This window comes from Priestia sp. JNUCC 25, from assembly GCF_053667915.1.
This window is the reverse complement of sequence record NZ_CM132211.1, coordinates 531,714-557,055: the sequence shown is the minus strand read 5'-3', so window position 1 is coordinate 557,055 and position 25,342 is coordinate 531,714. Positions and strand designations below refer to the sequence as shown.

The 25,342-nt window shown below is 37.9% G+C and carries 30 protein-coding genes and 1 pseudogene; 14 read left to right on the top strand and 17 right to left on the bottom strand.

What is annotated here, in order from left to right; translation table 11 throughout:
* Positions 1 to 77 precede the first annotated feature (77 nt).
* Both JNUCC25_RS03000 and JNUCC25_RS02995 read right to left on the bottom strand, forming a co-directional pair.
* Positions 78 to 521 (bottom strand): GNAT family N-acetyltransferase, encoded by a 444-nt coding sequence (locus JNUCC25_RS03000; RefSeq protein ID WP_013055318.1) that lies wholly within the window; start codon positions 519 to 521, stop codon positions 78 to 80.
* Between the two features lie 17 nt (positions 522 to 538).
* A complete protein-coding gene (locus tag JNUCC25_RS02995; protein ID WP_029320791.1) occupies positions 539 to 1,093 on the bottom strand; it encodes a PadR family transcriptional regulator in 555 nt (184 codons plus the stop codon).
* A 253-nt stretch (positions 1,094 to 1,346) separates the two neighbouring features.
* Between JNUCC25_RS02995 and serC the strand changes: the two genes are divergently transcribed.
* The 4 genes from serC to JNUCC25_RS02975 all read left to right on the top strand — a co-directional run bounded on the left by serC (position 1,347) and on the right by JNUCC25_RS02975 (position 4,754).
* The gene (serC, locus tag JNUCC25_RS02990; RefSeq protein WP_013055316.1) at positions 1,347 to 2,444 is read left to right on the top strand and encodes a 3-phosphoserine/phosphohydroxythreonine transaminase; all 1,098 of its coding nucleotides are present in this window, start codon (positions 1,347 to 1,349) and stop codon (positions 2,442 to 2,444) included.
* A 124-nt stretch (positions 2,445 to 2,568) separates the two neighbouring features.
* On the top strand, positions 2,569 to 3,099 hold the full coding sequence (locus JNUCC25_RS02985; protein ID WP_029320787.1) for a tryptophan transporter: 531 nt from the start codon (positions 2,569 to 2,571) through the stop codon (positions 3,097 to 3,099).
* Between the two features lie 549 nt (positions 3,100 to 3,648).
* Positions 3,649 to 4,044, top strand: coding sequence for a YtxH domain-containing protein (locus JNUCC25_RS02980; RefSeq protein WP_013055314.1), 396 nt, complete (start codon positions 3,649 to 3,651; stop codon positions 4,042 to 4,044).
* A 113-nt stretch (positions 4,045 to 4,157) separates the two neighbouring features.
* Positions 4,158 to 4,754 carry an HTH-type transcriptional regulator Hpr gene (locus JNUCC25_RS02975; RefSeq protein ID WP_014461677.1) on the top strand — a complete coding sequence of 199 codons (597 nt, stop codon included), beginning with the start codon at positions 4,158 to 4,160 and terminating at the stop codon, positions 4,752 to 4,754.
* Positions 4,755 to 4,757: 3 nt separating this feature from the next.
* Here JNUCC25_RS02975 and JNUCC25_RS02970 read toward each other — a convergent pair whose 3' ends face one another.
* Positions 4,758 to 5,102 (bottom strand): DUF1878 family protein, encoded by a 345-nt coding sequence (locus JNUCC25_RS02970; RefSeq protein WP_013055313.1) that lies wholly within the window; start codon positions 5,100 to 5,102, stop codon positions 4,758 to 4,760.
* 476 nt (positions 5,103 to 5,578) lie between these two features.
* On the opposite strand from JNUCC25_RS02970, the gene JNUCC25_RS02965 reads away from it, so the two are divergent.
* A complete protein-coding gene (locus JNUCC25_RS02965) occupies positions 5,579 to 5,758 on the top strand; it encodes a hypothetical protein (RefSeq protein WP_013055312.1) in 180 nt (59 codons plus the stop codon).
* 35 nt (positions 5,759 to 5,793) lie between these two features.
* Here JNUCC25_RS02965 and JNUCC25_RS02960 read toward each other — a convergent pair whose 3' ends face one another.
* A complete protein-coding gene (locus tag JNUCC25_RS02960) occupies positions 5,794 to 5,889 on the bottom strand; it encodes a YjcZ family sporulation protein (protein ID WP_016762974.1) in 96 nt (31 codons plus the stop codon).
* Between the two features lie 36 nt (positions 5,890 to 5,925).
* A complete protein-coding gene (locus JNUCC25_RS02955; protein WP_078081447.1) occupies positions 5,926 to 6,015 on the bottom strand; it encodes a YjcZ family sporulation protein in 90 nt (29 codons plus the stop codon).
* A 307-nt stretch (positions 6,016 to 6,322) separates the two neighbouring features.
* Between JNUCC25_RS02955 and JNUCC25_RS02950 the strand changes: the two genes are divergently transcribed.
* Positions 6,323 to 7,246: a peptidylprolyl isomerase gene (locus JNUCC25_RS02950; protein WP_029320783.1), complete on the top strand. Its 924-nt coding sequence runs from the start codon at positions 6,323 to 6,325 to the stop codon at positions 7,244 to 7,246.
* Between the two features lie 42 nt (positions 7,247 to 7,288).
* On the opposite strand, the gene JNUCC25_RS02945 is transcribed toward JNUCC25_RS02950, so the two are convergent.
* The 5 genes and pseudogenes from JNUCC25_RS02945 to JNUCC25_RS02925 form a co-directional block, all read right to left on the bottom strand.
* On the bottom strand, positions 7,289 to 7,471 hold the full coding sequence (locus JNUCC25_RS02945) for a sporulation YhaL family protein (protein ID WP_013055310.1): 183 nt from the start codon (positions 7,469 to 7,471) through the stop codon (positions 7,289 to 7,291).
* A gap of 65 nt (positions 7,472 to 7,536) precedes the next feature.
* On the bottom strand, positions 7,537 to 8,478 hold the full coding sequence (gene yhaM / locus JNUCC25_RS02940; RefSeq protein ID WP_013055309.1) for a 3'-5' exoribonuclease YhaM: 942 nt from the start codon (positions 8,476 to 8,478) through the stop codon (positions 7,537 to 7,539).
* A 131-nt stretch (positions 8,479 to 8,609) separates the two neighbouring features.
* Positions 8,610 to 8,823: pseudogene (locus tag JNUCC25_RS02935) on the bottom strand (hypothetical protein).
* Between the two features lie 148 nt (positions 8,824 to 8,971).
* Positions 8,972 to 10,225, bottom strand: a complete 1,254-nt coding sequence (locus JNUCC25_RS02930; protein WP_064471293.1) for an ABC transporter permease — start codon at positions 10,223 to 10,225, stop codon at positions 8,972 to 8,974.
* The gene (locus JNUCC25_RS02925; RefSeq protein WP_029320779.1) at positions 10,218 to 11,117 is read right to left on the bottom strand and encodes an ABC transporter ATP-binding protein; all 900 of its coding nucleotides are present in this window, start codon (positions 11,115 to 11,117) and stop codon (positions 10,218 to 10,220) included. The genes JNUCC25_RS02930 and JNUCC25_RS02925 overlap by 8 nt, the downstream gene beginning before the upstream one ends.
* A 141-nt stretch (positions 11,118 to 11,258) precedes the next feature.
* Between JNUCC25_RS02925 and JNUCC25_RS02920 the strand changes: the two genes are divergently transcribed.
* The gene (locus JNUCC25_RS02920) at positions 11,259 to 11,444 is read left to right on the top strand and encodes a YhzD family protein (protein ID WP_013055306.1); all 186 of its coding nucleotides are present in this window, start codon (positions 11,259 to 11,261) and stop codon (positions 11,442 to 11,444) included.
* A gap of 40 nt (positions 11,445 to 11,484) precedes the next feature.
* On the opposite strand, the gene JNUCC25_RS02915 is transcribed toward JNUCC25_RS02920, so the two are convergent.
* The 7 genes from JNUCC25_RS02915 to JNUCC25_RS02885 all read right to left on the bottom strand — a co-directional run bounded on the left by JNUCC25_RS02915 (position 11,485) and on the right by JNUCC25_RS02885 (position 17,753).
* Positions 11,485 to 11,757: an HU family DNA-binding protein gene (locus JNUCC25_RS02915; protein ID WP_013055305.1), complete on the bottom strand. Its 273-nt coding sequence runs from the start codon at positions 11,755 to 11,757 to the stop codon at positions 11,485 to 11,487.
* 112 nt (positions 11,758 to 11,869) lie between these two features.
* The gene (locus JNUCC25_RS02910) at positions 11,870 to 12,673 is read right to left on the bottom strand and encodes an enoyl-CoA hydratase (RefSeq protein WP_013055304.1); all 804 of its coding nucleotides are present in this window, start codon (positions 12,671 to 12,673) and stop codon (positions 11,870 to 11,872) included.
* A gap of 5 nt (positions 12,674 to 12,678) precedes the next feature.
* Positions 12,679 to 14,292 carry a long-chain fatty acid--CoA ligase gene (locus tag JNUCC25_RS02905; protein ID WP_454222743.1) on the bottom strand — a complete coding sequence of 538 codons (1,614 nt, stop codon included), beginning with the start codon at positions 14,290 to 14,292 and terminating at the stop codon, positions 12,679 to 12,681.
* A gap of 115 nt (positions 14,293 to 14,407) precedes the next feature.
* Complete coding sequence (locus JNUCC25_RS02900; RefSeq protein WP_170943847.1) at positions 14,408 to 15,910, bottom strand: coproporphyrinogen III oxidase; 1,503 nt, start codon at positions 15,908 to 15,910, stop codon at positions 14,408 to 14,410.
* Between the two features lie 130 nt (positions 15,911 to 16,040).
* A complete protein-coding gene (locus JNUCC25_RS02895; RefSeq protein WP_013055301.1) occupies positions 16,041 to 16,199 on the bottom strand; it encodes a hypothetical protein in 159 nt (52 codons plus the stop codon).
* Between the two features lie 151 nt (positions 16,200 to 16,350).
* Complete coding sequence (locus JNUCC25_RS02890) at positions 16,351 to 17,229, bottom strand: Cof-type HAD-IIB family hydrolase (protein WP_029320772.1); 879 nt, start codon at positions 17,227 to 17,229, stop codon at positions 16,351 to 16,353.
* A 173-nt stretch (positions 17,230 to 17,402) separates the two neighbouring features.
* Positions 17,403 to 17,753 carry a YlbF family regulator gene (locus JNUCC25_RS02885; protein ID WP_013055299.1) on the bottom strand — a complete coding sequence of 117 codons (351 nt, stop codon included), beginning with the start codon at positions 17,751 to 17,753 and terminating at the stop codon, positions 17,403 to 17,405.
* A 187-nt stretch (positions 17,754 to 17,940) separates the two neighbouring features.
* Here JNUCC25_RS02885 and JNUCC25_RS02880 point away from each other — a divergent pair, with 187 nt between their 5' ends.
* From JNUCC25_RS02880 to JNUCC25_RS02850, 7 genes are all read left to right on the top strand, one after another.
* Positions 17,941 to 19,287, top strand: a complete 1,347-nt coding sequence (locus JNUCC25_RS02880; RefSeq protein ID WP_029320770.1) for a YheC/YheD family endospore coat-associated protein — start codon at positions 17,941 to 17,943, stop codon at positions 19,285 to 19,287.
* The gene (locus tag JNUCC25_RS02875; RefSeq protein ID WP_064471292.1) at positions 19,284 to 20,363 is read left to right on the top strand and encodes a YheC/YheD family endospore coat-associated protein; all 1,080 of its coding nucleotides are present in this window, start codon (positions 19,284 to 19,286) and stop codon (positions 20,361 to 20,363) included. The genes JNUCC25_RS02880 and JNUCC25_RS02875 overlap by 4 nt, the downstream gene beginning before the upstream one ends.
* 4 nt (positions 20,364 to 20,367) lie before the next feature.
* Positions 20,368 to 21,717, top strand: a complete 1,350-nt coding sequence (locus JNUCC25_RS02870; protein ID WP_029320765.1) for a YheC/YheD family endospore coat-associated protein — start codon at positions 20,368 to 20,370, stop codon at positions 21,715 to 21,717.
* A complete protein-coding gene (locus JNUCC25_RS02865; protein ID WP_029320762.1) occupies positions 21,714 to 22,874 on the top strand; it encodes a YheC/YheD family endospore coat-associated protein in 1,161 nt (386 codons plus the stop codon). The genes JNUCC25_RS02870 and JNUCC25_RS02865 overlap by 4 nt, the downstream gene beginning before the upstream one ends.
* 66 nt (positions 22,875 to 22,940) lie before the next feature.
* The gene (locus tag JNUCC25_RS02860) at positions 22,941 to 23,150 is read left to right on the top strand and encodes a YheE family protein (protein ID WP_013055294.1); all 210 of its coding nucleotides are present in this window, start codon (positions 22,941 to 22,943) and stop codon (positions 23,148 to 23,150) included.
* Between the two features lie 32 nt (positions 23,151 to 23,182).
* Positions 23,183 to 24,085, top strand: a complete 903-nt coding sequence (locus JNUCC25_RS02855; protein ID WP_064471291.1) for a PucR family transcriptional regulator — start codon at positions 23,183 to 23,185, stop codon at positions 24,083 to 24,085.
* Between the two features lie 139 nt (positions 24,086 to 24,224).
* Positions 24,225 to 25,334: an ABC transporter ATP-binding protein gene (locus JNUCC25_RS02850; RefSeq protein ID WP_029320758.1), complete on the top strand. Its 1,110-nt coding sequence runs from the start codon at positions 24,225 to 24,227 to the stop codon at positions 25,332 to 25,334.
* Positions 25,335 to 25,342: the final 8 nt, after the last annotated feature.

Genomic DNA, 25,342 nt, shown 5'->3' with positions numbered 1-25,342 from the left:
CAGTACTAAAGCCTAACATCTTTCTTTCACCTTACCCGTTTCAGAAATAGAAAAACTTCACACAATTGGTGAAGTTTCTAAGGTGTCTTTAGCATATCTACGTGGGGGAGCCCTTCATCTGAATAAATATCGGAAATAGGTCTAAAACCAAACGATTCATAAAATGTTTGAAGTCTGCTTTGAGCTTGAATTTTAATTGTCTTCTCGTGCAACTCATTCTCTAAAAAATCAATTCCTCTTGCTACTAGCTCTCTTCCGAGACCTGTACCGCGCTGTGCTTGTTTCACAATAATGCGCCCCAGAGAAGCCTCCCGATAGCTAATTCCTTTTGGTAAAACTCTAAGGTATGCGATAATTTTCTCATTCTCTTTTTTGAACAAGTGATAAGCAAGTTTGTCTTTTCCATCTACTTCTAAGTAAGCACACTTCTGTTCGACAACAAAAATAGCGGTGCGAACCTGTAGAATTTCATAAAGCTCATCGTTTGTCAGCTCTTGAAATGATTTTATGCACCAAGTCATGATCCGCTCACCTTTTCTTATTGTTCTTTTTCAATTAAATTCAGCGTACGTTCAAGCCAATTGATATAGCTTGTCTCCCGGTCTTGAGCGCGAGATAGCACCAAATAATGACCAAATTGAGGAGACGAAACGGTAATATGATGATTAACTTGTTCCAAAAGATCATCCATTCGTTTCTTTAAAAAAGTTAGCTTCACTTTCCTGCTTGATAGTTGATTATCTATTTGTTGCTTTAACTCTTCTATTGACATGGATGAAGCAAAATAAGCTTTTAACATAAATTCATCTTTAGTTGTTTCAGGAATAGGATCAATTGTAGTGAGCCACTTGCTTAACTCAGCCCTTCCTTCTTCCGTTATCGAATACATCTTTTTTTCTAATTTCTTGCCTTGAATCACGGTTTCATAGCGAATAAATTCCTCTTCTGTTAATCGCTTTAACTCGGGATAAATCTGGCTGTGCTTAGCACTCCAAAAATTACCGACCTCTTCTTTAAAAAGTCTGGTAATGTCATACCCGCTGAGCTCCTTCTGATCTAAGAGCCCTAATATTGCATATTTTAATACTCTCATTCTGTTCCTCCACATTATTTCTTCCAACAGTATAGCATATAAACATTTCATTTACATGTTTGCCAAAACATGTTTGCGTATACTTTTTATTTATCTTTTTTCTATTATTTTCTCTTTACAGATTAATTTAAATTTTTGAAAAGTTACCTCCACAATCAATGGTTTTCATGATAGTATAATGATATTCTTTCTGACATCAGTCATTAGCCATTTTGTATGATGAGTGTTCGAACTAATTTGAGGAGGAATTAATGTGATTACGTTAAACAGAGCTTATAATTTTAATGCAGGTCCGTCTGCGCTTCCCCTACCTGTCTTACAACTTGCTCAAGAGGAGCTAGTTAATTTTAAAAATACGGGTATGTCTGTGATGGAATTATCACATCGCAGCAAAGAGTTTGAAGATGTATTAACACATGCTAAAGAAACACTCACGGAATTGCTTAATATTCCAGATACACATGAAATTTTATTCCTGCAGGGCGGAGCAAGCCTGCAATTCTCTATGATTCCAATGAACTTCTTAGCTCCTGATCAAGTCGGTGCATATGTACTAACTGGATCATGGTCAGAAAAAGCATTAAAAGAAGCAAAGAAACTTGGAAAAACAGCAGTGGTTGCTTCTACTAAAGAAGAGAACTACCGCTCTATTCCAGCTTTAGATGATGTAAAGCTTCCAAAAGAAGAGATTGGGTACTTGCATATCACGTCCAACAATACCATTTTTGGTACACAATGGGCTGACTATCCTTCTATTGAAGGAGTAGACTTAATTGCCGACATGTCAAGCGACATTCTTTGCCGTCAAATTGATGTATCTAAGTTCTCACTCATTTATGCTGGTGCTCAGAAAAACCTCGGACCATCTGGTGTCACGGTTGTCATTTTGAAGAAAGAATTGCTTAAACGTATTCCTGAAGGTTTACCAACAATGCTGAATTATGAGACACACGTAAAGAGCAACTCTCTTTACAACACTCCTCCAACGTTTGGCATTTATATGCTTTCACTTGTTTTAGATTGGATTAAAGAACAAGGTGGCGTTAAAGCAATTGAAGCCCAAAATCATAAAAAAGCTAAGTTACTCTATACAAGCATGGAACGTTCAAATGGTTTCTATACCCCTCACGCTACAGAGGAAAGCCGATCAATTATGAACGTAACGTTTACTTTACCAACCGATGAGTTAACGACTGCGTTTTTACAGCAAGCAAAAGAAAAAGGCTTCGTAGGATTAGCTGGACACCGTTCAATCGGCGGATGCCGCGCTTCTATTTACAATGCTGTACCGCTTGAAGCGTGTGAAGCTCTTGCCGTCTTTATGGATGAATTTGCACAGGCAAACGTATAATTGGCAGAATCAGCTGATTCTTTTTTCACATAAATATGTTATAATCAGTATGTAAATATATGCAATGGGCATAGACGCACTATTGGTATATTTCGAGCTTAGCTTAGAAGAGGAGAGATGAGAAATGAATACAAAAGTTTTAGTTTCTTTAGCGTTATTAGTCGGAATTGGAGCGGTTCTCCACACGGTGGTACCTCCTATTTTATTTGGAATGAAGCCAGATATGATGTTAACAATGATGTTTTTGGCAATCCTGTTGTTTCCTAGCGTAAAAAATGTTGGGTTAGTTGCCCTAACAACAGCAGCTATTTCTGCTTTAACAACAAGCTTTCCTGGCGGACAAATTGCAAACTTAGTTGATAAACCAATTACAGCATTTGTTTTCTTTGCATTATTTATGCTTGTGAAAAAAGCAACAGGCATTAAAACACCAGTTGCCGCTGCTTTAACAGCTGTTGGCACACTCGTATCAGGAACCGTATTCTTGTCAGCTGCCGCGCTAATCGTCGGCTTACCGGGCGGAAACAGCGTCATGGCGCTTGTTGCTGCGGTTGTATTACCTGCAACAGTAGTAAATACAATCGTTATGGTCGTTATTTATCCAATTGTTCAATCCGTTCTAAAACGCACAAGCATCAAAGCAAAATTATCGTAACGTCAAGAGCCTGATTTAATTAAGAATCAGGCTCTTTTTTTACACCAAAAGCTAAGGCCCGCCAAAGCGTGGCGGACCTTTAGATAAAACGGTTCATTTATAGTATGTTGCTGATCTTTTAGAGACAGCCTAAAGTTCGACTCTTAACTTTTTGTTTAAAAAGAAATGGTACAGGATGCTTTTCACTTAAATTTCATTTGCAGCTCATACAATAGGTATGAAGACTTACTATGTAATAAAGGTTTAAGTTCCCCATCCTAGGTTACATAATAAAGTATAAGCGCCAATAAAAAACTCGCAAAAGCCACTGTCGCACATGTAAGAGACTTTTGTTTCAGCACATGTTTAGGTGGATATGATGCCGTTCTAGTCGTAAGGCTAAACCATTTAAAGGCAGCCAGAAAAAAACTCAGGCTAATCATCAAAAGAATGAATAAAGCTACCCCATGTTGATAACCTCCTTCTTTTGTATAAATCTATGCTATTTTTTTATGATTATGTCAGAAGGAAGTGTTAGCAATTACTTTACTATATAGGAGGAAATAAATAATGAGCAGAATGAAAAAACTAGCAGCTGGAGCAGCAATCGGAAGCACCGTAGCCGCTATTACAACGCTTCTTGTTACTCCATATTCAGGACGAGAACTTAAACAGCGTGTCAGCTCTCGAAAAGACCGAGTTAACGCTTCACAACAAGAGCTCTCAACAAAAATAAAAGCTGTTTCTCAACAAGTACAAATGACCGCCAGAGAAGGAAATACTATAGTGAAAAATATCGCAAGTGACCTTTCTACTACCCTTGGTCAGTTTAAAGAAGAAATTGTCCCTCATAAGGAATCCCTTCAGCATCATTTGAAAGAAATCCAAAATTCTTTGTCAAACCTAGAGGAACATGTACAGACAACTAAAAATCCCAATGAAAAAATTGACAAAAAAGAAGGTTAGAACGCCTTCTTTTTTAATTTTTTAAAATTTTGTAAATTTACATCTTTATAATTTTTTATTTTATTGGCATAATAGAAGATAAATAAAAAAAGAGACTAAGTAGGTGGGAGAAGATGAAAAAGACTAGTGATCAAGATTACAGTTTGAAAGAAGCACTTCTATTTAGCCAACGCATTGCCCAATTAAGTAAAGCCCTTTGGAAAACCGTAGAGAAGGATTGGCAGCAATGGATTAAGCCTTATGACCTTAATATTAACGAGCATCATATTTTATGGATTTCATATCATTTAAACGGGGCTTCCATTTCCGAAATTGCCAAGTTTGGGGTTATGCATGTTTCTACTGCATTTAACTTCTCCAAAAAACTAGAAGAACGAGGTTTACTTGAGTTTTCTAAAAAAGAAAGCGACAAGCGAAATACGTACATTCAGCTGACAGATAAAGGCGAGGCCATTTTATTAGATTTAATGGAACATTACGAACCTTCTAATAATTCAGTGTTCAGCGGCGCACTTCCGTTGCGCGACTTGTACGGCAAATTCCCTGAGTTTATGGAACTAATGACCGTTATCCGCAAAATTTACGGTGAAGATTTTATGGATATCTTCGAGCGATCTTTCCATCATATCGAAGAAGAATTCACTGAAGAAGATGGCAAGCTTGTCAAGAAAGATAAAGAGAACCACCAGGAGACTATTTCAAACTCTTAATGGTTAGTCCCTTATCCATTGAATAATTTCAAAAAATTCATTCATCACATCTTGATAAGAAGGTTGATAACGAAGCGATTCGACCGTCTCTCTAGGATTTAATTTATAATTCAGCATGCCAACAAATTGTGTAAGAAGCGGAACAAAGTCTGTTAGACCTTCCGCTTTTTGCTCAATATATTCGTTTTTTGTATCTTCACACAGAATTAAAATTTCCTCTACTTCCTTCTTTGTAAGCTGATTTCTTACCACTAAATCAATAAATGGTTTAGCTTCTTGTTCAGATGTCCCAGATAACAGTTTTATGTAATATTCTAAACGTGATACTCGAGATTCTAAAGTTTCCATCCGCTTCCCCTACTCCTTCAACGTTCATATACCTCTACTCCATATTGTACATGATTCATTCATGTTCTTCCAAATAATTCTTTCTTCGTCATTCACATTTCCTGTTTGAGTAGCACCTTATAAAGATTTTCATATACTGATTATGTACTCACTGCATATATTAATATAAATCCCTCTGTCCTTTTTAACAATCCTTTTGCACAATGGCTAATTGTTACTCATTTCTTATCCATTCACTTTGCTATTTCGTTTAAAACCTATTTCTCAACTTCTTAACTACCCTTTATAAAATAAAAACCGCATTTCTGTGTAAATACCTTTTGAAATTCTTTGCTCAACTGTATATATAACTATCTATTTTACCGCTTTTTTGGTAATGTTAATATAGATATTTGTAAATTCATACAAAGCTGTACTATATAAATGACTATAAGACTTTTTGTCTTCGTCACACTGATTTTGTTAGGGGGATTTTTATGTACATATTCTTTATTGTATTTGCACTATTCATTTTATTCTACATCAATGCACTAACAAATACATTGTGTATTCAAAAAGAAATTCCAGCTGAAAAACAGCCTAAAGTTTTTCGTACGATTAATGTATTAATTACCATTTTATTAGTTTCATCTTATATTGAAGTATCATTTACATAAAAAACGGTGAGATGTCTCACCGCTTTTTTATAGGCTTAGCAAAAACAGCTAGCTCCGATGATAACTAATAAGATGAATAATACGACTAATAGCGCAAATCCACTGCCGTATCCGCATCCGTAAGAACCCATATCTATCGCCCCTTTCCTTTTATATTCATCTGTTTCCTAGTGGTAACATGCACAACCAACAATGACTAATAAGATAAACAGTACAACTAATAGTGCAAAACCGCCTCCATGTCCGCATCCGCTCATTTGAGCACCCCCTTTGTTTACTAATACTGCATCTTATGCATCAGCTCAAAAAACGTCTAGGCTTTTAGCCCAAACCCCATAATTTATTTCTCTTGCTTCTCGTTTTGAGATTACTCTGTGAGTTTGTCCACCATTTTGAAAACGCTTTATAAAAAAGCTATCATAAGCGTATAATCACTCCATGCTTAGTGGAAAATAAATGTAAATTTACGTGGTTTTAACTTCATTTGCTAACATCAGGAAATGTGATATAGTAAATCTTGAGTCAAGCTACATAAGTAAAAATGATGAGTAGGAGTGTTTACGTATGAAAAAAAGCTTAGTTGCACTAACAACGGCAGCCAGTCTCGTTGCTTTATCAGCATGCAGTGGGGGAAATGATGCTTCAAATGCAAACGATGCTTCAAAAGTAATTGTAGAAACAAAAGCAGGCAATATCACTCAAGGTGATTTGTATAAGCAAATGAAAGATACAATCGGACAAGACCAATTTAATACACTCGTACGAAGCGTTACCGAAGAAAAAGTATTGAGTAAAAAATATAAAGTAACGGATAAAGAGCTTGATCAGCAGCTGAACATTCTAAGAGAACAATACGGTGATCAGGTGGATTCAGTTATTAAGCAAAAAGGCGAAAAAGAAGTCAAAGATATGCTAAAAGTTGATATTCTCCGTGAAAAAGCTGCTACAGCAGGCATTAAAGTATCGGACAAAGAAGTGAAAAAAGCTTATGATGAGTATAAAGCTCAAAAACCTCAAATTCGCGCAAGTCATATTTTAGTAAAAGACGAGAAAACAGCAAACGAAGTGGAAGCGAAAATCAAAAAAGGCGAGGACTTTGCTAGTCTGGCAAAAGAATATTCAACGGATCAGCAGTCTGCCGCTAACGGCGGGGATTTAGGCTACTTCGGTGAAGGCCAAATGGTTAAAGAATTTGAAGAAGCGGCTTACAAGCTGAAAAAAGGTGAAGTAAGTAAACCAATCAAAACAGAGTACGGCTACCATATCATTAAACTAGTCGATAAAAAGAAAGTAGAATCGTTTGAGAAAAAGAAACCCGAACTTGAGCAGCAAATCAAACGTTCAAAAGTAGATCAAGCAGAAGCAAACAAGAAGATTCAAAAAGAGCTTGATAAAGCAAAAGTGGAAGTCAAAGATAAAAATGTAAAACCAATTTTCGAAGAAGGTGCGACAGATAGTCAATCTGGCGTAGAAACTCCTCAGCAGTAATGCTAAGAGCCTGTCACTCATGTGACAGGCTCTTTTATATAATCAGATGGAATCGCTGTTGCGTCTTTCTTTTTCCACTTGCATTCTTTCGATGAAGACTTGTCCCTCTTTTTCAATAAACGAATCATCCACTTGCTTATCATGTTGTGCAGCACGAATCGCCATAAATCCACTAAAGAAAATGCCTGCTACAACTAAATAAATCCAAATTGGTAGTGTCACCATATATTGATCCCCCATCACAGTTATTTACAACCACTATATGCGAAGGAAGAAAGACTTATACCTTTTTAATCAATCGTTGGTTTATAAAATGAGCGATTATCAAGTGCAAAAATACGCTCTGTAAACTCACCGGGCTTCACTTTTGTTAATGCTCGGTCCAGCATATTCATTTTAGCGTCTACATTGTCAATCAAATGAAGCATCTCAGCCTCTTTAATTAACGGCTTTTTCGGACTTCCCCACTCTTCCTTACCGTGATGCGATAATACAAGGTGCTGAAGAAGCATAACCTCTTCTCCTTCGATCGCTAATTCTTCTGCCGCTTTTCCAATTTCATTCACCATAATCGAAATATGGCCAAGCAGGTTCCCTTCGACTGTGTATATCGTCGAAACAGGACCTGAAAGTTCAAATACTTTGCCAAGGTCATGAAGAATAACCCCAGCGTACAGCAAGTCGCGGTTTAAGCTTGGATAAAGGGTTGAAAATGACTCAGCCAGCTTCAGCATAGACACCACATGGTAGGCAAGTCCCGATACAAACTCATGGTGATTTTTAGTTGCTGCCGGATATTCTAGAAATTCCGTTTGATATTTTTTAAACAAATGGCGAGTAATGCGCTGGACATTCGAATTTTTCATTTCGAATATACTCTTTGTAATATGTTCGACCATTTCTTCTTGAGATAAAGGCGCCACTTCTAAAAAGTCAGATGTGCGCACTCCGTCCTGCGGCTGTGCAGGACGAATGTTGCGTATTTTCAGCTGGTTGCGCCCGCGGTAATTCATTACTTCACCAGCAGCTCGCACAATCTTTTGAGCAGCATAATTTTCCTCGTCATCTGGGGAAGCATCCCACAGCTTGGCTTCAATATCACCTGTTTTATCCTGCAGGATTACCGTTAAAAATGGCTTTCCATTGCTTGCAATTCCTCTCGTTGAGGATTTAATTAAAAAATAAAGATCAACTTGCTCTCCTACTTCGTATTGAGCAATTCCTTTTGTCATGATCTTTTCCTCCTTACTACTTCATTCTATGTATTTGATAGCAAAGCTCTTATCGCTTCGTCCGCTTATTTACAGCTCTTTACATTTCATTTTACCATCGCTTGGCACCGAATGCACGGGTAGACGCTTTTTCATACAAGATGAGATTGCGACATAACAAAATCAATGCAATCTAAAGACGAACAAATTGGATAAAGGAGCTGAACTGCTTGAGACACCGCTGTTGATTTCCGTGCAAGACTTCGCTTTCCGCGGGAGGGCACTGAGCCTCCTCGTCGCTTCCGCTCCTGCGGGGGTCTCACCTATTCCGCTTTTCCCGCAGGAGTCTTCGTCTTGCTCTCCAATACACAGCTAGAAGCAGCCACATATATGAAAACTATGGTTACCATAGCAATAAAAAAATCCGAACGAGTTGGATTCTCCATCAAGAATCTAGGTTGTTCGTTCGGATCTTCCTTCAACTAAACTACTTTTGTCTCAGCCTCTCACTTCTTTATGTTTCTTTTTTCGTTAGCTGCAGCGCCTTTTTAATATCTTTAAAAGAGGTAGATTGCCCATACATAAGGACTCCTCCCTTATACACACGGGCACCAAATATAGCTAAAGCAGTAATCGTCACAACTAAAATCCCTATCGATACACTCACTTCCCATACAGGAATATTTAACATACCTACACGCAAAAACATAATCATCGGAGCAAAAAACGGGATAAAAGATGTGACCGTAATGATTGTGGTTTCAGGATCACCAAGTCCAAACATAGCAATTAAAAAAGCGGCCACAATCACAAGGGTCATAGGCGTAATCATTTGCTGTACATCTTCAATACGGCTCACAAGAGAACCTAAAAAAGCCGCGAGCGTAGCAAAAAGGAAGTACCCCAATATGAAAAAGACAAATGCATACACGAATGTAGTCAGCGGAACATCATTAAATCCGAGATAAGAAAAGATACCGTTATGATTTGTTTCCACACTGGCTTTTAACGATGTGTAGCCCACGCTCAGTATCACTGCAAGCTGCGTTAAGCTGAGCAGTGCAATTCCAATGATTTTAGCAAACATTTGTGTAATAGGTGATACGCTCGATACAAGGATCTCCATAACGCGGGATGATTTTTCAGTAGCTACTTCCATCGCAATCATGCTCCCATACATGATAACGGCAAAATAAATAACAAACAGCAGCACATACACAAGACCTCTTGCTTGATTTAGCTCTTGTTCTGTTTTGGCATTTTCAACTAACGCTTTCTTTTTAAATGAAACAGGGCTGTAAAGCTGATCAATTTGCTTTTCTTCTAAACCGATTTTTACTGTAGCCATAGCCACTTTTGTTTGCTGTACCGCCTGTTCTAAGGTAGAAGAAAGGTTTGATTCGGCCAAAGAGTTAGCTTTGTACACAGCTTGAGGCAGCTGCTTATCGTTTAAAGATAAAAGTAAATAGCTATCGAGCTCCCCGCTTTCTACCTCTTGTTTTGCCTTAGACTCAGACGTAAATTCTTTTAAATGAATGTCTTTATCCATGACATTTACATTTTGTTTGAACAAAGTATATACGCTTTCCACGTCATAGATGACACCCACATTTGTTCCATTATCGTCTGAATTAAAAACGTCGATAATTTTCTCCATATTTGTAAGAGCAACTAGAATAAGAGCAGTAATAATCGTCGTAATAATAAAAGATTTTGTTTTTAATTTATTAAGATATGTATGAAAGACAATGACCCAAAATTTATTCATAGGAAGCACCTACCTTTTCAATGAAAATATCATTTAATGAAGGCTCTTCCACTGCGAATTTAGATACAAATGAAAAGTGTTTAAGTTCTTGAAAAATGAGTTGTGATACGGATTCATGTTGAATTTGAACAATCATGCCTTCAACCGTTTTTTTCACCTTTACAACGCCTTCAAGCTCTGTAATTCTCTCAAACGGACCTTTTCCGTGTACAATGACGTTTTTCTTTCCAAATGAACGTTTGATCTCCGGGAGCCTTCCATACACTACAGGCGTGCCATGATGCATAATACATAAATATTCACAAAGTTCTTCCACATGTTCCATTCGATGACTTGAAAAAACAATCGTCGTTCCGCGTTTTTTCAAATCAAGCACCGCTTCTTTTAATACCTCTACGTTTACAGGATCTAAGCCGCTAAAAGGTTCGTCTAAAATAAGCAGCTCGGGTCGATGAATAACGGAGGCAATAAATTGAATTTTTTGCTGATTTCCTTTGGATAGCTCTTCTACTTTTTTGGAAGCATATTGAGGAATATTAAATCGAGACAACCAGTGTTCCATTTCTTGCAGCACGTTCGCTTTTTTCATTCCGCGCAACCGTCCAAGATATACGAGCTGATCTTTGACTTTTAATTTCGGATACAGTCCCCTTTCTTCTGGAAGGTAGCCAACTAGATGACTTCTACTGTAAGTTAAAGATTTATCATTCCATTGGATGTGACCTGAGGTTGGTTCAATGAGCCCTAAAATCATTCGAAACGTCGTCGTTTTGCCAGCACCGTTTGCACCTAAAAAACCAAACACTTCACCTTTTGGAATTTGCAAGGATAGCTCGTTTACAGCTGTAAATTCACCGTACCTTTTTGAAACTTCACGGATAGAAAGAGACATTTAATTCCTCCTTTGTAAATAAACCTATGTTTATTGTATGGAAAAAAATGATATCTGTAAACCTTAGCAGGATTTAGAGGAATAGGACGAGAAATATGTTGAATACGCTTACAATTATACTATAAGAGGAGAGTAGATTTTATGAGTACTTACACATTAACCGCTTTTGAAAAGACTGGAGAAAAATTAATAGATGAAAGTTTTGAAGCAGCTTCTGAGACAGAAGCAAAGACTATCGGCACCAAGAAGTTAGAAGAGCTTTCCTATTTAGAAAAAACGCATCGATGCGTTAGCTCTAGCGGAAAACTTGTATTGTTTCATCGTTAATACAAAACGCCGGAAAGTTTTAGCTTTCCGGCGTTTTATATTACTTTACAGCTTCTTTTAGTTCTTTACCAGCTTTAAATGCCGGTACTTTTGATGCTGGAATTTGCATTTCTTCACCCGTTTGAGGGTTACGGCCTGTACGAGCAGCACGCTCGCGTACTTCAAATGTACCGAAGCCGATTAACTGAATTTTTTCACCTTCACCTAGCGTTGATGAAATTGTTTCTAGTAATGCATCAACTGCTTTAGATGCATCTGCTTTTGTTAACTCTGATTTTGTTGCCACTGCGTTTACTAAATCTGTTTTGTTCATTTCCAATCACCTCATTAGTTTCTACATTATCTTGTGTTACCACTGTTTTGCAACTTTTAAACATGCTCTATCAATATGATAGACAAAAATATTGGCTTTTAAACTAGTTCACTTAATTTTCGGAAATATCTTTTTCACTTTGATTAAAAACAGGCGCTCGCTTTTCCAGAAACGCACGTACACCTTCCTTATGGTCCGAACTTTGGCTCATAGCAAACTGACTTCTTTTCTCAAGCGCAAGCACTTGCTTTAATTGTGAAACAGATGTCTCCACATAAATTCGCTTTGTTTCCTTCAAAGCACGTGAAGGTTTTTTTAGCCAATATGAGAGATAATCTTCTACATGCTTCGCCAAATCTCCTTCTTTTATTTCATCAATTATGCCAAATTGATGAGCTTCCTCTGCTTTTAATGTCTTTCCTTCCCAAATTAGCTGTTTTGCACGATGAGCACCGATGCGCTTTTCTAGTAAAAAGTGACCGCCTCCGTCTGGAATTAGAGCAATGCCGATAAAGTTCATGGCAATTTTTGTGTGTCTTTCTGCAATAATATAATCAGAAGCAAGCGCGATGCTCAGCCCTAGCCCTGCTGCAGCACCGTGCAGTACACTTATCGTCATTTGAGGGAGGCTGTATAAAGTCAGCACGGCTTCATTAATCAAATCCATTACCTGCTCAAAACGTTCTGATTGTGAAGGTGACATCATCATATTAATATCTCCGCCTGCTGAAAATACTTTTCCGTTTCCTTTTACTATTAAAAAGTCGGCTTCACTTTCTTCGACAACTTTTAAACATTGAATAAACTGCTCTAGCACTTCTTCGTTTAATGCATTTAACGCATCCGGCCTGTTAAACGAAATTGTGGCGATACGCTCTTGCAAAACTAGTTCTACTACTTTTAATTCGACGGTCATCTTACTCACCCTTTCTGATAATGATTGAGGACTTGTTCACGAAGCGTACGTTTTAAGAACTTTCCTACCGTTGTCTTCGGGATCTCATCCATAAATAAAATGTCATCTGGAAGCCACCATTTCGCGAACTGCGGCGCTAAAAATTCCAGCAGCTCTTCTGACGAAACGATGCCTTTGTATGCAGCTTTTAACACGACACAAGCAACTGGACGCTCTTGCCACATCTTATGAGGGACTGCTATGACACAGGCTTCGAAAACAGCTTCATGAGCAATAAGCGCGTTTTCTAGATCAACCGATGAAATCCATTCTCCTCCGCTTTTAATTAAATCTTTTGTCCGGTCTACGATTTTGATCGTTCCCTCTTCGTCAACCGTCACAATATCTCCGGTATACAGCCAGCCGTCTTTAAACGTATCTTCTGTTCTTTTATCCTTGTAATATTCAGAAGCTACCCATGGGCCCTTTAGTAATAGCTCACCCATTTCCACTCCATCCCAAGCAATTTCTCCATTTTGACCTATTACTTTCATTTCAACGCCAGGAACTAAGAAACCTTGCTTCGCTTTTACGTTGAGCTGATACTCAAAGTCTTCGCTGTACTGATAGCTTTTTAAACGGGAGACGGTCACCACAGGGCTTGTTTCCGTCATTCCGTATGCATGCATAAATTCAATTTGATATTTTTCCTGAAATTCTCGAATGACGCTTTTTGGGGCCGCTGATCCGCCACATAAAATAGCTCGCAAACTATCGACTGCGTAAGGCCTTTTTTCTATCTCTTGTAAAAAGTTTAACCAAACGGTAGGTACTGCTGCAGCCAGAGTTACTTTCTCTTGTTCAATCAGAGAAGCAATCGTCTCTGAAGTACAAAAAGCACCCGGCAGCACGAGCTTTGTTCCAAACCAAACGGCAGCAAAAGGAATTCCCCATGCATTCACGTGAAACATTGGAACGATAGGCATAGCGGTATCTGCTTCTGATAATCCAGCACTATCAGCAAGCCCTAGCACCATACAGTGCAGATAAATAGCTCGATGAGAATATACAACGCCCTTTGGCTCTCCTGTAGTAGCAGAGGTATAACAAAGGCCTGCTGGTTCTTCTTCGTTTAAATCTTGAACAAAGGAATGCGATGCATGCCCTTGCTGAATCCAATTTTCGTAATGATAAACTGGCAAGTCTGTTTCTGGCAGCTTATCTTCATCTGACATAATGATATAGGCTTCAACATGTGGAAGCTTTTGATGAATGCTTTCGAATAAAGGTAAAAAGCATTCATCAAGTAAAATGACTTTATCGCGTGCATGGTTAATGATGTATACAATTTGCTCAGAATCTAACCGGATATTAATTGTGTGAAGAACAGCGCCTATTCCCGGCACAGCAAAATAAGCTTCTAGATGTTTATGATGATTCCATGCAAACGTTCCGACTCTTTCTCCTCGCTTCACTCCAATTCGTTCTAGCATACTAGAGAGCTGCCGAGTCCGTTTTATTAACTGATTATAAGTTAAACGCTGAATTCCTTTTGAAGATTTAGAAACCACTTCTTTTTTACCAAACAGCTTTTCAGCTCTTTCCATCATAGATGGTACGGTTAACTGTACATTCATCATTAAGCGGCACCTCGCATCGCCATAATAAGAAAACGCTTACAACTTTTTTATATATTCAACAGATTCCGACATTTCCCTGCTGAAAATAAAAAAAGATCACTAAAAAGTGACCTTTTTATTTCCTAAACAATTCATCTAAAATCTTGAGTTTCTCTTGGGTGTAGTGCTCGAATCCATCGTTGTACGATTTTGGGTCTTTTGGATTCGCAAACCTTGTAATAATTCCTGTTTCTGGATGCACGAACTTACTGGATGCCCCGCATCCCAGACCAATAATCGTCTGCTTTTCTTCCATGATCATAATATTGTACAGGCTCTCTTGACCAGGGAATGAATATCCAACGTTCTCTAAATTACCTAAAATATTTTTTTGGCGATATAAATAATAAGGTTCATACCCTTGTTCTTGAGTCCACTCAGTCGCTAAATCCATCATTTTACCAATTTCATAGCGATCTGCCACTTTGTATTTCCGTTTATTTTGAGTCATTTCAGACGCGCGTTTAAACGATAGCGTATGAACAGTTAAAGATTCAGGAAGCAATTTTTTAGATTCGTCTAGCGTATGCTGAAATTCTTCTACACCTTCATTTGGAAGACCAATAATTAAATCCATGTTAATGTTATTCATCCCCATTTTTCGAGAAAGATGAAATTTATCAATAGTTTCTTCAACCGTATGATGACGTCCAATAGCTTTTAAGGTTTCTTGAATATAAGACTGCGGATTTACACTAATCCGGTCAATATTCCATTTGTTCAAAACAGCTAGCTTTTCTTCCGTAATCGTATCGGGTCTTCCTGCTTCTACCGTAATTTCACGGATATTTTGTACATCCGGGAACGATTCATACATCTCTTCATACAGCATATCCATTTCTTCAGCGGTAATGCTCGTTGGTGTGCCTCCGCCATAATAGACGGTTGTAATCTTGACGTTATTGTCTTTTAGCCATTTTCCTACTTCACGCATCTCATAATGCAAGCCGCCTAAAAATGACGTAACGGATCCTTGACGTCCGTTAATCGCATAGGCTGGGAATGTACAGTATGCACACTTCGTCGGACAAAACGGAATGCCTATATAAATGCTTACCTCGTTCTTCAACTCATGTAAATCGGGAATAGCTGCTAGTTGACGATCCACAATATGCTGCATTAAATTAATTTTGTCATCGGTGATTAAATATTCTTCCTTTAGCTCACGATGCGCTTGTTCTTTACTTTTGCCTGACTGCAGTTTCATATGAAGCAGCTTCGTCGGACGTATACCAGTTAAAATACCCCATTTTTGAACAATGCTTGTATACTCCTGTAGTACAGATAAGTAGACGCGAAGCACCACATTTTTTATTTGCTTAAATTTTTCTTTTTCTGTTTCATACGGCGTAAACGATTTAGCAAGCTCTTCTGTAAACACCTTGTCCGTTTCAGCGTCATGCAGCACTGCTTTCGCATAAATTTCTTCATGAACTTTTAGCTCTACTTCGACCTTCAGCTGAGCTTCGTTATCATCCTCAAAGGAGACGTTGCTTTCTTCAAAAAACAAATCTGAAATTCGGTGAAGCGGACGTAAAAAACGCTCATCTTCTATACCTTTTATATAAATGTTCAATATAATCACCTTTCAAATCAATTCTATCTAAGTAATCAGTTTACAAAACCTACGTATGTCCGGTCAAGGTGCTCAGCTCAAGGGAATGCGCAGACAGGAAACAAACGGAAAAAGAGATTGAGCCATAACTACATTAATTCAATCTAAAGACGAACAAATGAGACACATGAGCTGAACCGCTTGTTACACTTTGTTGATTTCCGTGCAAGGTTTTGCTTTCCGCGAGCGGCCGATGAGCCTTCTCGTCGCTTGCGCTTTTCCCGCAGAAGCCTTCGCCTTGCCCTCCAATCAACAGCTAGAAGCACCTACATATATGAAACCTACGTTCACCCTACCAATAAAAAAACCCGAACGAATTGGATTCTCTATCAAGAATCTCGATTCATCGTTCGGATCTTCCTACGGCTAAACTGCTTTTGTTCTAGCCTCTTTTTTTCCTTTATTTATTTTAAACGAAAGCTGTCAATTTGATGAAGATAACCAAGGCGCTGCTGCTTTCTAAATAATTCTTTCACCATATAGGCTACACCATTTTCATTATTTGAACGAGTAACCCAATCCGCAAGCATTTTTAATTCTGTTGGTGAATTGCCCATGGCCACACCCATTCCTGCATGTTCAATCGTTTCTAAATCATCATAGCAATTTCCAATTGCTACTACGTCTTCCATTGGTATCCCTAGACGATTTGCTACATAACGAACGCCGGCAGCTTTTGTGGCTCCTTTTGGCGTAATATAACATCTATTTTCATTTGGATACGAAAACCATTCAATATCCGGAACTGCACTAGCAATTGTTTGCTCGGCGTATTCTTTTTCTCTACGATCTGCAAAATACACTTCTATTTTTGGCGTAGAAACAGGTTCATCACGAAGCGTATCTCCTAATGAATCTACGAACTGCACGGGATAAAAGAGCGGTTCTCCCGTTTTTAACACGCTTTTAGCTACAATATTATTGGGAAGCTTTACACGATTTCCAATTGAAAACCTTTCATGTAAAATGCGGACATGACAATTAAAATTTTCAAAAAGCTGAATGAGATTAAATGTTTTTTCCTCGCTAATTCTCTTATCTAGTACCGGTTTGTCTATCGATGTTCCGATAAAGGCACCGCTATGAGTAATTAGCATTGCTGGATGAACTTTAAGTGACCGAGCAATTTTTTTAGCAGACGGAAAATGCCTGTTTGTTACTAACGTAACGTAAACCCCTTTATTTTTCACGAATTGAATTGCGTCTTTCGTTTCTTTTGTAACGCGCCCTTGGCTATTTAAAATGGTTCCATCAATATTCAACGCTAGCAATCGATAAGCCATATGAGAACCCCTTCTTTCATAGATGTCTAATCCGTTAGGATACGGTTATAAATGACCTTTTCATGATAGTCGGCATGTGTAGCCTTGTTACTAAGCTTATGAGCAGAACTGCACAATTAGAAGGAATTTCCGCATAAAAAAAAGAGGAAAAGATTTCTCTTTTCCTCTATCTCTTATTCAGCCGCACCGTAAAGTTCTTCAAGTGGCTTCATGATAATTTTGTTTAATTCACCAATTACCATGCTCATACGTTGCTCAGCTTCCATTAGCTTCGCGATATTTTGATCTTGTTGAACGATTGCAACTGTTTGTTGAGCTTGCTGAACTTCTTCTTCAGTGATTTCTTGGCCCATCATTTGCTTTTGTTGCAGCTCCATTTGCATTGTACGGAAACGCTCAAATAATTGTTTTGAACCTTGATCAGCGTTTACTGCTGCATATAAGTTTTTTAAGTTTGTGTAATCGTCGCTTTGACGAATTGCTTTTTCTAAATCATTTGCTACATCATGTAAGTTTACAGACACGTTAAGTTCCTCCTAATTAAGTTCTATAATTTCTTGACTTCCCTAACTATAACAAATTATTATATAAAATTCAGCTTAAGACCTTTATTTTCTCAGAAAACGATAAATTCTCTTCACAGATTGGGCTAATTCCTCATAGTATATATCAGCATTCGCCTACTAAAGGAAAGAAAAAGAGGATTCGTTTATGAATACTTTTACCATTTCTCTAAAACCACTAGAGAACCATATGAGCAGCGACATTTACATTAGTTCTGCTCTGTTCTCCCGTGTGAAGTGCAAGCACGAGTTTACGTTAACAGTAGGCTCCATCACGAAAGAAGTCAAAGCCACCGTTTTTCAGCATCGAGAATGCTGTTTCATGATGTCAGAAGCTCTATTTACAGACTTTCGCTTTCCGTATGAAACGCATCAGCTGAGAGGCATTTATGAAGAGAACACGTTTAGGTTGGGACCCGTAATTAGCATCGTAACAGAAGTTCGAGAAGATGAAGAACACTTTGGCTCCATTTCTGTATTTTGTAAGGAATTTGTTCAAGCTTGCAAGGAGTTAGGGTGTTTTTGCTATGTGAGCAAATTAAGCGACGTGAAGTCATTATCCCCTAAAGGATATGTTTATCGCGCTGATCGATGGGTTTATTCAGACGTTCCCTTTCCTGGAATCGTACACAACCGGATTCATGCCAGGAAAACGGAGCAAACCGCTGATTTTCAAACCTTTAAAACATTTTTAAAAGAACATGACGTTCCTTTCTTTAACGCACGCTACTTAAATAAATGGACGGTTTTTCAACAGCTTAAAGATGTCGTACACTTGCTTCCTTATTTGCCGAAAACGTATCAGCTTCGTTCACGTCAAGATTTTCTTGACGCTTTGGAACTTCATGATGATGTTTTTTTGAAGCCTGTTCATGGTAGCCAAGGAAAAAATATTTTTAAAATTTCAAAGAAAGAGAAGTATACTTTAGACTATACAACGTTTACGCAGACGTATGAAAAAGAATATGAATCTCTTTATGACTTATTTGAAACGCTTTATAGTCAATTAAAAAGGCAAGGATTCCTCATCCAAGAAGGAATTTCACTGCAGACATACAAACAGTGCCCTTTTGATTTCCGCATTCTCTGTCATAAAAAAGACGACTTGACGTGGAAAATCACGTCCATTGTCACACGTGTATCAAAACCCGGCAATTTCGTCTCAAATCTTGCCCGTGGAGGAGATATTCATCCTCCTCATCAAGTGTTAACTCAGCTCTATGATTCAAAAACTACGCGCCATATCCTTTCACTTTTAAAAGAGATTGCCATTGAAATTTGCACACAGCTTTCTCATCCGTGTGAACTTTATGCGGAATTCGGTATTGATTTAGCGATTGATCAAGAAGGAAAGCCTTGGATTATTGAAGTAAATGTCAAACCTTCCAAACAATCCGACTCAAGCGCTTTCTCCGTCCGTCCATCAACAAAAGCACTGCTTGATTATTGTCTGCATGCAACGAATTTTCAATTTCCCAAGGAGGATTTACGATGATTTCATTAGGCTTTTTAACGATTCACCCACAGCAAGAAGTGGAGTACGTGACCGAAATTGCTAAACATGCTTCTGAGTTTTCGATTGAAATATACCGTTTTACTCCTTTTAACATTCATCCTAACACCGAAAATATTGAAGGCTTCCGCTACGATTTACAACAAAAGAAATGGATAGAAGATTCCTTCTTACTTCCTTCGTTTATTTACGATCGCTGCTTTTATCGAAAAGACTCTCTGTCTAAAAAGGCTCGCCCTATTGTAAACTGGCTTAAACAGCGGGAAGATGTTACATTTTTAGGCCATGGATTACCCAATAAGCTAGATGTCTATGAAGTAATTAAAAAAGATAGCTATTTATCTTCATATATTCCTCCTACCACTCCAATCGAAAGTGTAGAGCAACTTGTTCAGCTGCTTCGAACAAACGATAGCCTAATGATTAAACCTGCCAACGGCTCACAAGGTAAAGGGATTGTGAAATTAAGACAGCGCGGACGTGAAATTGAAGCTTCTTATCAACAAAATGACATTGTAAACACCATTCTATTTTCCTCTTTTCAGGAGTTTAAGAACTGGTTTACGAAAACGACCCGTGATGTACTGTATATTGCTCAGCCCCATATTTCATTTTTCCCTTATGAACGCACTCCTTTTGATATAAGACTGCTATTACAAAAAGGAAACGATGGTGCTTGGAAAGAAATTGGAAGAGGAATTAGACAAGGTGAACGGGACTCCATCGTAACAAATGTAAGTTCAGGAGCATCTATTGTACCCTTTGAGAACTTGCTGCCTCGCATCCCTCGCGTTCATCGTCAATATTTAATGGATGAAATCAACACCATTTGTAAAACGATTCCGTCCGTACTGGAAAATCACTTTCCTTCTCTTTTTGAATTAGGTATTGATTTATGTATCTCGAGAGACTTCAGCATCTGGATTCTAGATTTAAATTCGAAACCGGGAAGAAAAATAGTAATGGAGACAGCACCTGAACAAAAAGAAGTCATGTATAAAAATGTCCTGTCTTACTGCGTCTATTTAGCTAACACACTATCGTATCGTAAGGAGTAATGCTATGAAAAAAACTCTTACTCGCCTTGTTGTAGTAGAGCAGCTAGGCTGCGATCTTTCTGTTCCTGCATCTCTTTACAAAGACTCCTTGAAACAAGCAGCTTTTGGAACAATGACAGCTCCATGCCTTATACAATCTTCAGAACGTGAAGAAATTCAGATTTCAGCTGAGCTAATGACAAAACTTCAAATTCCTTTCGCCCATATGATGCAACCTATTATTGTGAATGAGACCATTCACTTAGGACCTTTAATCGGTGTGTTATCCGCTGGTTTTACTGGTTCTCTGCTGCGGCCAATTGGAAAGCGTTCCCTTCACTTAGCTAAACTTCTTTCTACTGCAAGTATAACAGGGGGACTGCCTTTTATTTTTGGAACTCATCATATCAACTGGGAAACCGGGACCATAAACGGCTATTTTTATGAAAAAAGCGGCTGGACACAGCATGAAATCCCGCTTCCTAACGTTGTATATAATCGTTTGCCAAATCGAAAAACAGAGGGGTTAGCTCCTTTTAAGTTCATTAAAGAAAAGATGATGACTGATTACGGCATTCCATTTTTTAATCCTGATTTTTTCAACAAGTGGGAAATTCATGAGCTTTTAAAACTGAACGAGCAGACAGCCTATTTGTTACCTTACACAGTTGAAAGTCCTTCGTGTGAGCAAATAAAAAAACTTCTGCTTCTTCATCAAACCGTTTATTTAAAACCGAAAAACGGAAGCTTAGGCCGCGGCATTTATACCCTATCTTTTAAGGATTCCATGTACACGCTGACTTACAAAGGAGAAAAAGGTCTTCATGTTCAAGAAAAAGAAACCTTAGAGGATCTATTATCAGAATTTGAATATTTACTTACTAATCCCTCCTACATTGCTCAGCAAGGTATTTCATTAATCAAAAAAGAAAAGCGCTGTGTAGACTTTCGCGTGCATACGAATAAAGACGGGAATAACCAATGGGTGCTTACTGCTTTAGCTGCTAAAGTAGCCGGTCCCAACAGCATCACTACGCATCTTGATTACGGCGGAGAAATTGAAGCTACAGCCAAAATATTCACCAACCCTTCTTACAAGAAAGAAATTGAAAATAAGCTAAAAGATGCCGCTATCTCAATTAGTCATGTGCTTGAACAGGAGTTGAACGGATTAATTGGAGAGCTTGGATTCGATTTTGGAGTGGATTATCAAGGAAATGTATGGCTGTTTGAAGCTAACTCTAAGCCCGGTCGCTCTATTTTTTCACACCCTGCCTTACGAAAAGCAGATCAACAAACTAGAAAACTTTCTCTAGAATATGCGATTTACTTATCTGGATACTATCTAAATACACCTGAAGGCATCAGCATATGATTACAATTTACTATCACAAAGAAAAGCAGCAGTGGTTTCATCATAACCCTTCAGCATCTTACACATGGGGAGTTCAAGAAATTGAACTTCCCTTTACTCAAAACATTTCTTCTACTCAAGCTTTTCTTCGTTTAAAAGGAGAAAAAGTCGGTCCTATTGTGGGAGTTTTAACGAACAAAGCTGTTTTGGAAAAACTGAATGTAAAACAGCGCCCTTTATTAGAACTCTTACATCATACCCTGCAAGAAAAAGGCGGGCTTCTTGCTTTATTCGCTGAAGAAACAATGTCTCATCACTTCTTTGAAGGGTATTGCTTTGACGGTGCAAAAAAGCAGTGGATCAAAACAACTTTACCGCTGCCAAACGTTATATATAATCGTTATCCAGGAAGAAAATCAGAAATCAAGAAGCTGACATCTTTACATCAAAAAATTAAAGGCAAGCACATCCCATTTTTTAATTCCGCTTTTTTTTCAAAATGGAAAGTATATCAATTATTTTCAAAGGATCCAATACTATCTTCTCACCTTCCTAAAACCTATCGTTTAACACCAGAAATTGATATTGCTAAGCTTCTGCAAAAACACTCTTCCCTTTACTTTAAGCCTATTAACAGCAGTAAAGGTGCTGGAATTTTTCGATTATCTTCCCATAAGCATACGATTATTTACCAAGATCATAAACGCAAAGAAGAATTTTCTTCTTTAAAAGCAATTGACCTTCCCAGGTCTGCTTATCTCATTCAAGAAGCGATTGAGACGCAACCATTCAAAGACAGGCGCTATGACTTACGTATTTTAGCGCATCACAAAGATAGCCGATATGTTATTAGCGGCGTCGGTATTCGACATAGTCCCTATCAATCCATTACAACACATACTTTAAACGGAGGAAGCATTTCACCTTTTCAAGATCTTGAAGATGAAGTAGATACTTCCTTTCTTTCGTCTTTTGTAAATACGTGCGGGCAAGTCCTTCAAAAGTCCTTCCCTCTAGTTGAAGAATTTTCTCTTGATATGGCAAAGTCAACTCAAGGGCAGTATTATTTGTTTGAAGTGAATGCAAAACCGATGATTTTTGATGAAACAGATATTCAAACGCAAGGTGCTAAACACATATGCAACATATTTTACAAATTAACAAAATTTTTAGATTAAATGATTTTTCATCTCCTTTTCTCATGGTAAGCTTATAATAACTAATTGAGAAAGGAGATTTTCTTTATGGTTTCACACTTTCAGGTTAAACCACTGTATCAAAATAATCGAATGCCGGGCTGGCACATCTCGTTTTATATGAATCGGGTTTATTATGAGGCTGATTATTTAAAAGATGGACAAATTGTATGGAAAACTGCGCTTTCTAATCAAATAGATGAAACACAATTAATTGATTATATTCATGAGCTTATGCTTTTTCACGTTTATGAATAGTAGTAAGCTTTCACCGAAGGGAACGAGCACAGATGAAACAGCTGCACACACTATTTGGGGATAAAATGATTAAGGCTAAAATCCCTTCTCAATTTGAACGTTACAAATGGTTTTCATATGATGAAGGCTTCATTGGAATTGAACACACGGCTTTATCTCAAAAAGAGCAGGCGTTACTTTCTGCTTTTTTAACTCCTTATGATGAGAAAGTTTCTTTACTGACACCAGAGCAATTGTATTGGTCAAACCTGTTATTTGAAGCACCTGAAAAAGTCATTCACTCTCATCATACGCACCATTCTTTTCGCTTCACCCAGTTTTTAATTAAACGTTTGTTTGAACAAAAAATAGAGTTTGAAAATGCGCTTCATGCCTTGTATTCTACCTCTGTTACTGTGCTGTGGATTGATAAACAATCAGGTATCGTTATCGAAACCTTTGATGATCCTAATGACTTAACTGAAAATTTATCAGATTCTATCGAGGTGCTATGTCATGATTTTGAAACTTCGATTCAGTTCTTTGAAGGACAAATTCACTTTTTTCCGTCTTCACCGCGATTAATTTTTGAGCGTGAAAAGAAATGGTTTTATCAAATTAAGCATACAGTCGAACAAAACCATGTTATCCATTTTACCGACGTTTTACCCCATTTGGTTCTGCAAGAGTCTTCAGAGGCAATCCAAAATCATATGATACATTTACTTGACTTAGTAAAAGATGATGGAGATCTTTTAGAAACGATTAAAGTTTATTTAGAATGTAATTTAAACGTATCTCTTGCTGCTAAGAAATTGTACATGCATCGCAACAGCTTGCAGTATAGAATTGAGAAGTTTATTGATCGCACACACCTTGATATCAAACACTTCACAGGAGCTGTGTCTGCTTACTTAGCCATTCTTGCTTTAAAAAATTCGCAAGATGGAAAATAAAAAGAAAGGGTTTTCGTAAATAGTGCACGAAAACCCTTTCTTTTTTTTGTGCATGTTTCCCATTTACCATTTCATTAAAAAAAATTACACTTGAGTTAAGAAAACGGTTTCACAGAGTACATACAAGGGGGAAATGGAAATGGCTGAATTACGTTTAGAACATATTTATAAAATGTATGATAAAGATGTGACGGCGGTAAAAGATTTTAACCTTCACATTCAAGATAAAGAATTTATTGTATTTGTTGGGCCTTCCGGCTGCGGGAAATCGACAACGCTTCGTATGGTTGCAGGGCTAGAGGAAATTTCAAAAGGTGATTTTTATATTGACAGCAAGCGTGTAAATGACGTTGCTCCAAAAGATCGCGATATTGCAATGGTATTCCAAAACTACGCATTGTATCCGCATATGAGCGTATATGACAACATGGCTTTTGGCTTAAAACTTCGTAAATTACCAAAAGATGAAATCGACCGCCGCGTAAAAGATGCCGCTCGTATTTTAGGACTTGAGCAATACTTAGAGCGCAAACCAAAAGCATTATCCGGCGGACAGCGTCAGCGTGTAGCTCTAGGTCGTGCAATCGTTCGTGATGCTAAAGTCTTCTTAATGGACGAACCTTTATCAAACTTAGACGCGAAATTACGTGTGCAAATGCGCTCTGAAATTGCGAAGCTTCACCAGCGTTTGGGTACAACGACAATTTACGTAACGCATGACCAAACCGAAGCAATGACAATGGCTTCTCGTTTAGTTGTTATGAAAGATGGGATTATCCAGCAGGTTGGTACACCAAAAGAAGTATATGAAAAACCTGAAAATGTATTTGTAGGCGGGTTTATTGGTTCTCCTGCTATGAACTTCTTAACCGGAACGTTAAAAGACGGAAAGGTTCAAGTAGGCGATTCTCTTCTTGCAGTTCCGGAAGGTAAAATGAAAATACTTCGCGAGCAAGGATATTTAAACAAACAAATTATTTTAGGCATCCGTCCTGAAGATTTCCATGATGAGCCTGTATTTATTGAATCTTCACCTGGCACAAAAGTTACAATCAAAGTCGATGTATCCGAGTTAATGGGAGCTGAAACCATGCTTTATTCTAAACTTGGCGGACAAGATTTTGTAGCACGCGTAGATTCAAGAACAGATATTAAACCGCTTCAGTCTCTAGACTTAGCATTAGATATGAACAAAGCGCATTTCTTTGATGCAGAATCTGAACAGCGCATCCGTGCTGAACAGGAATAAAAAAAGAC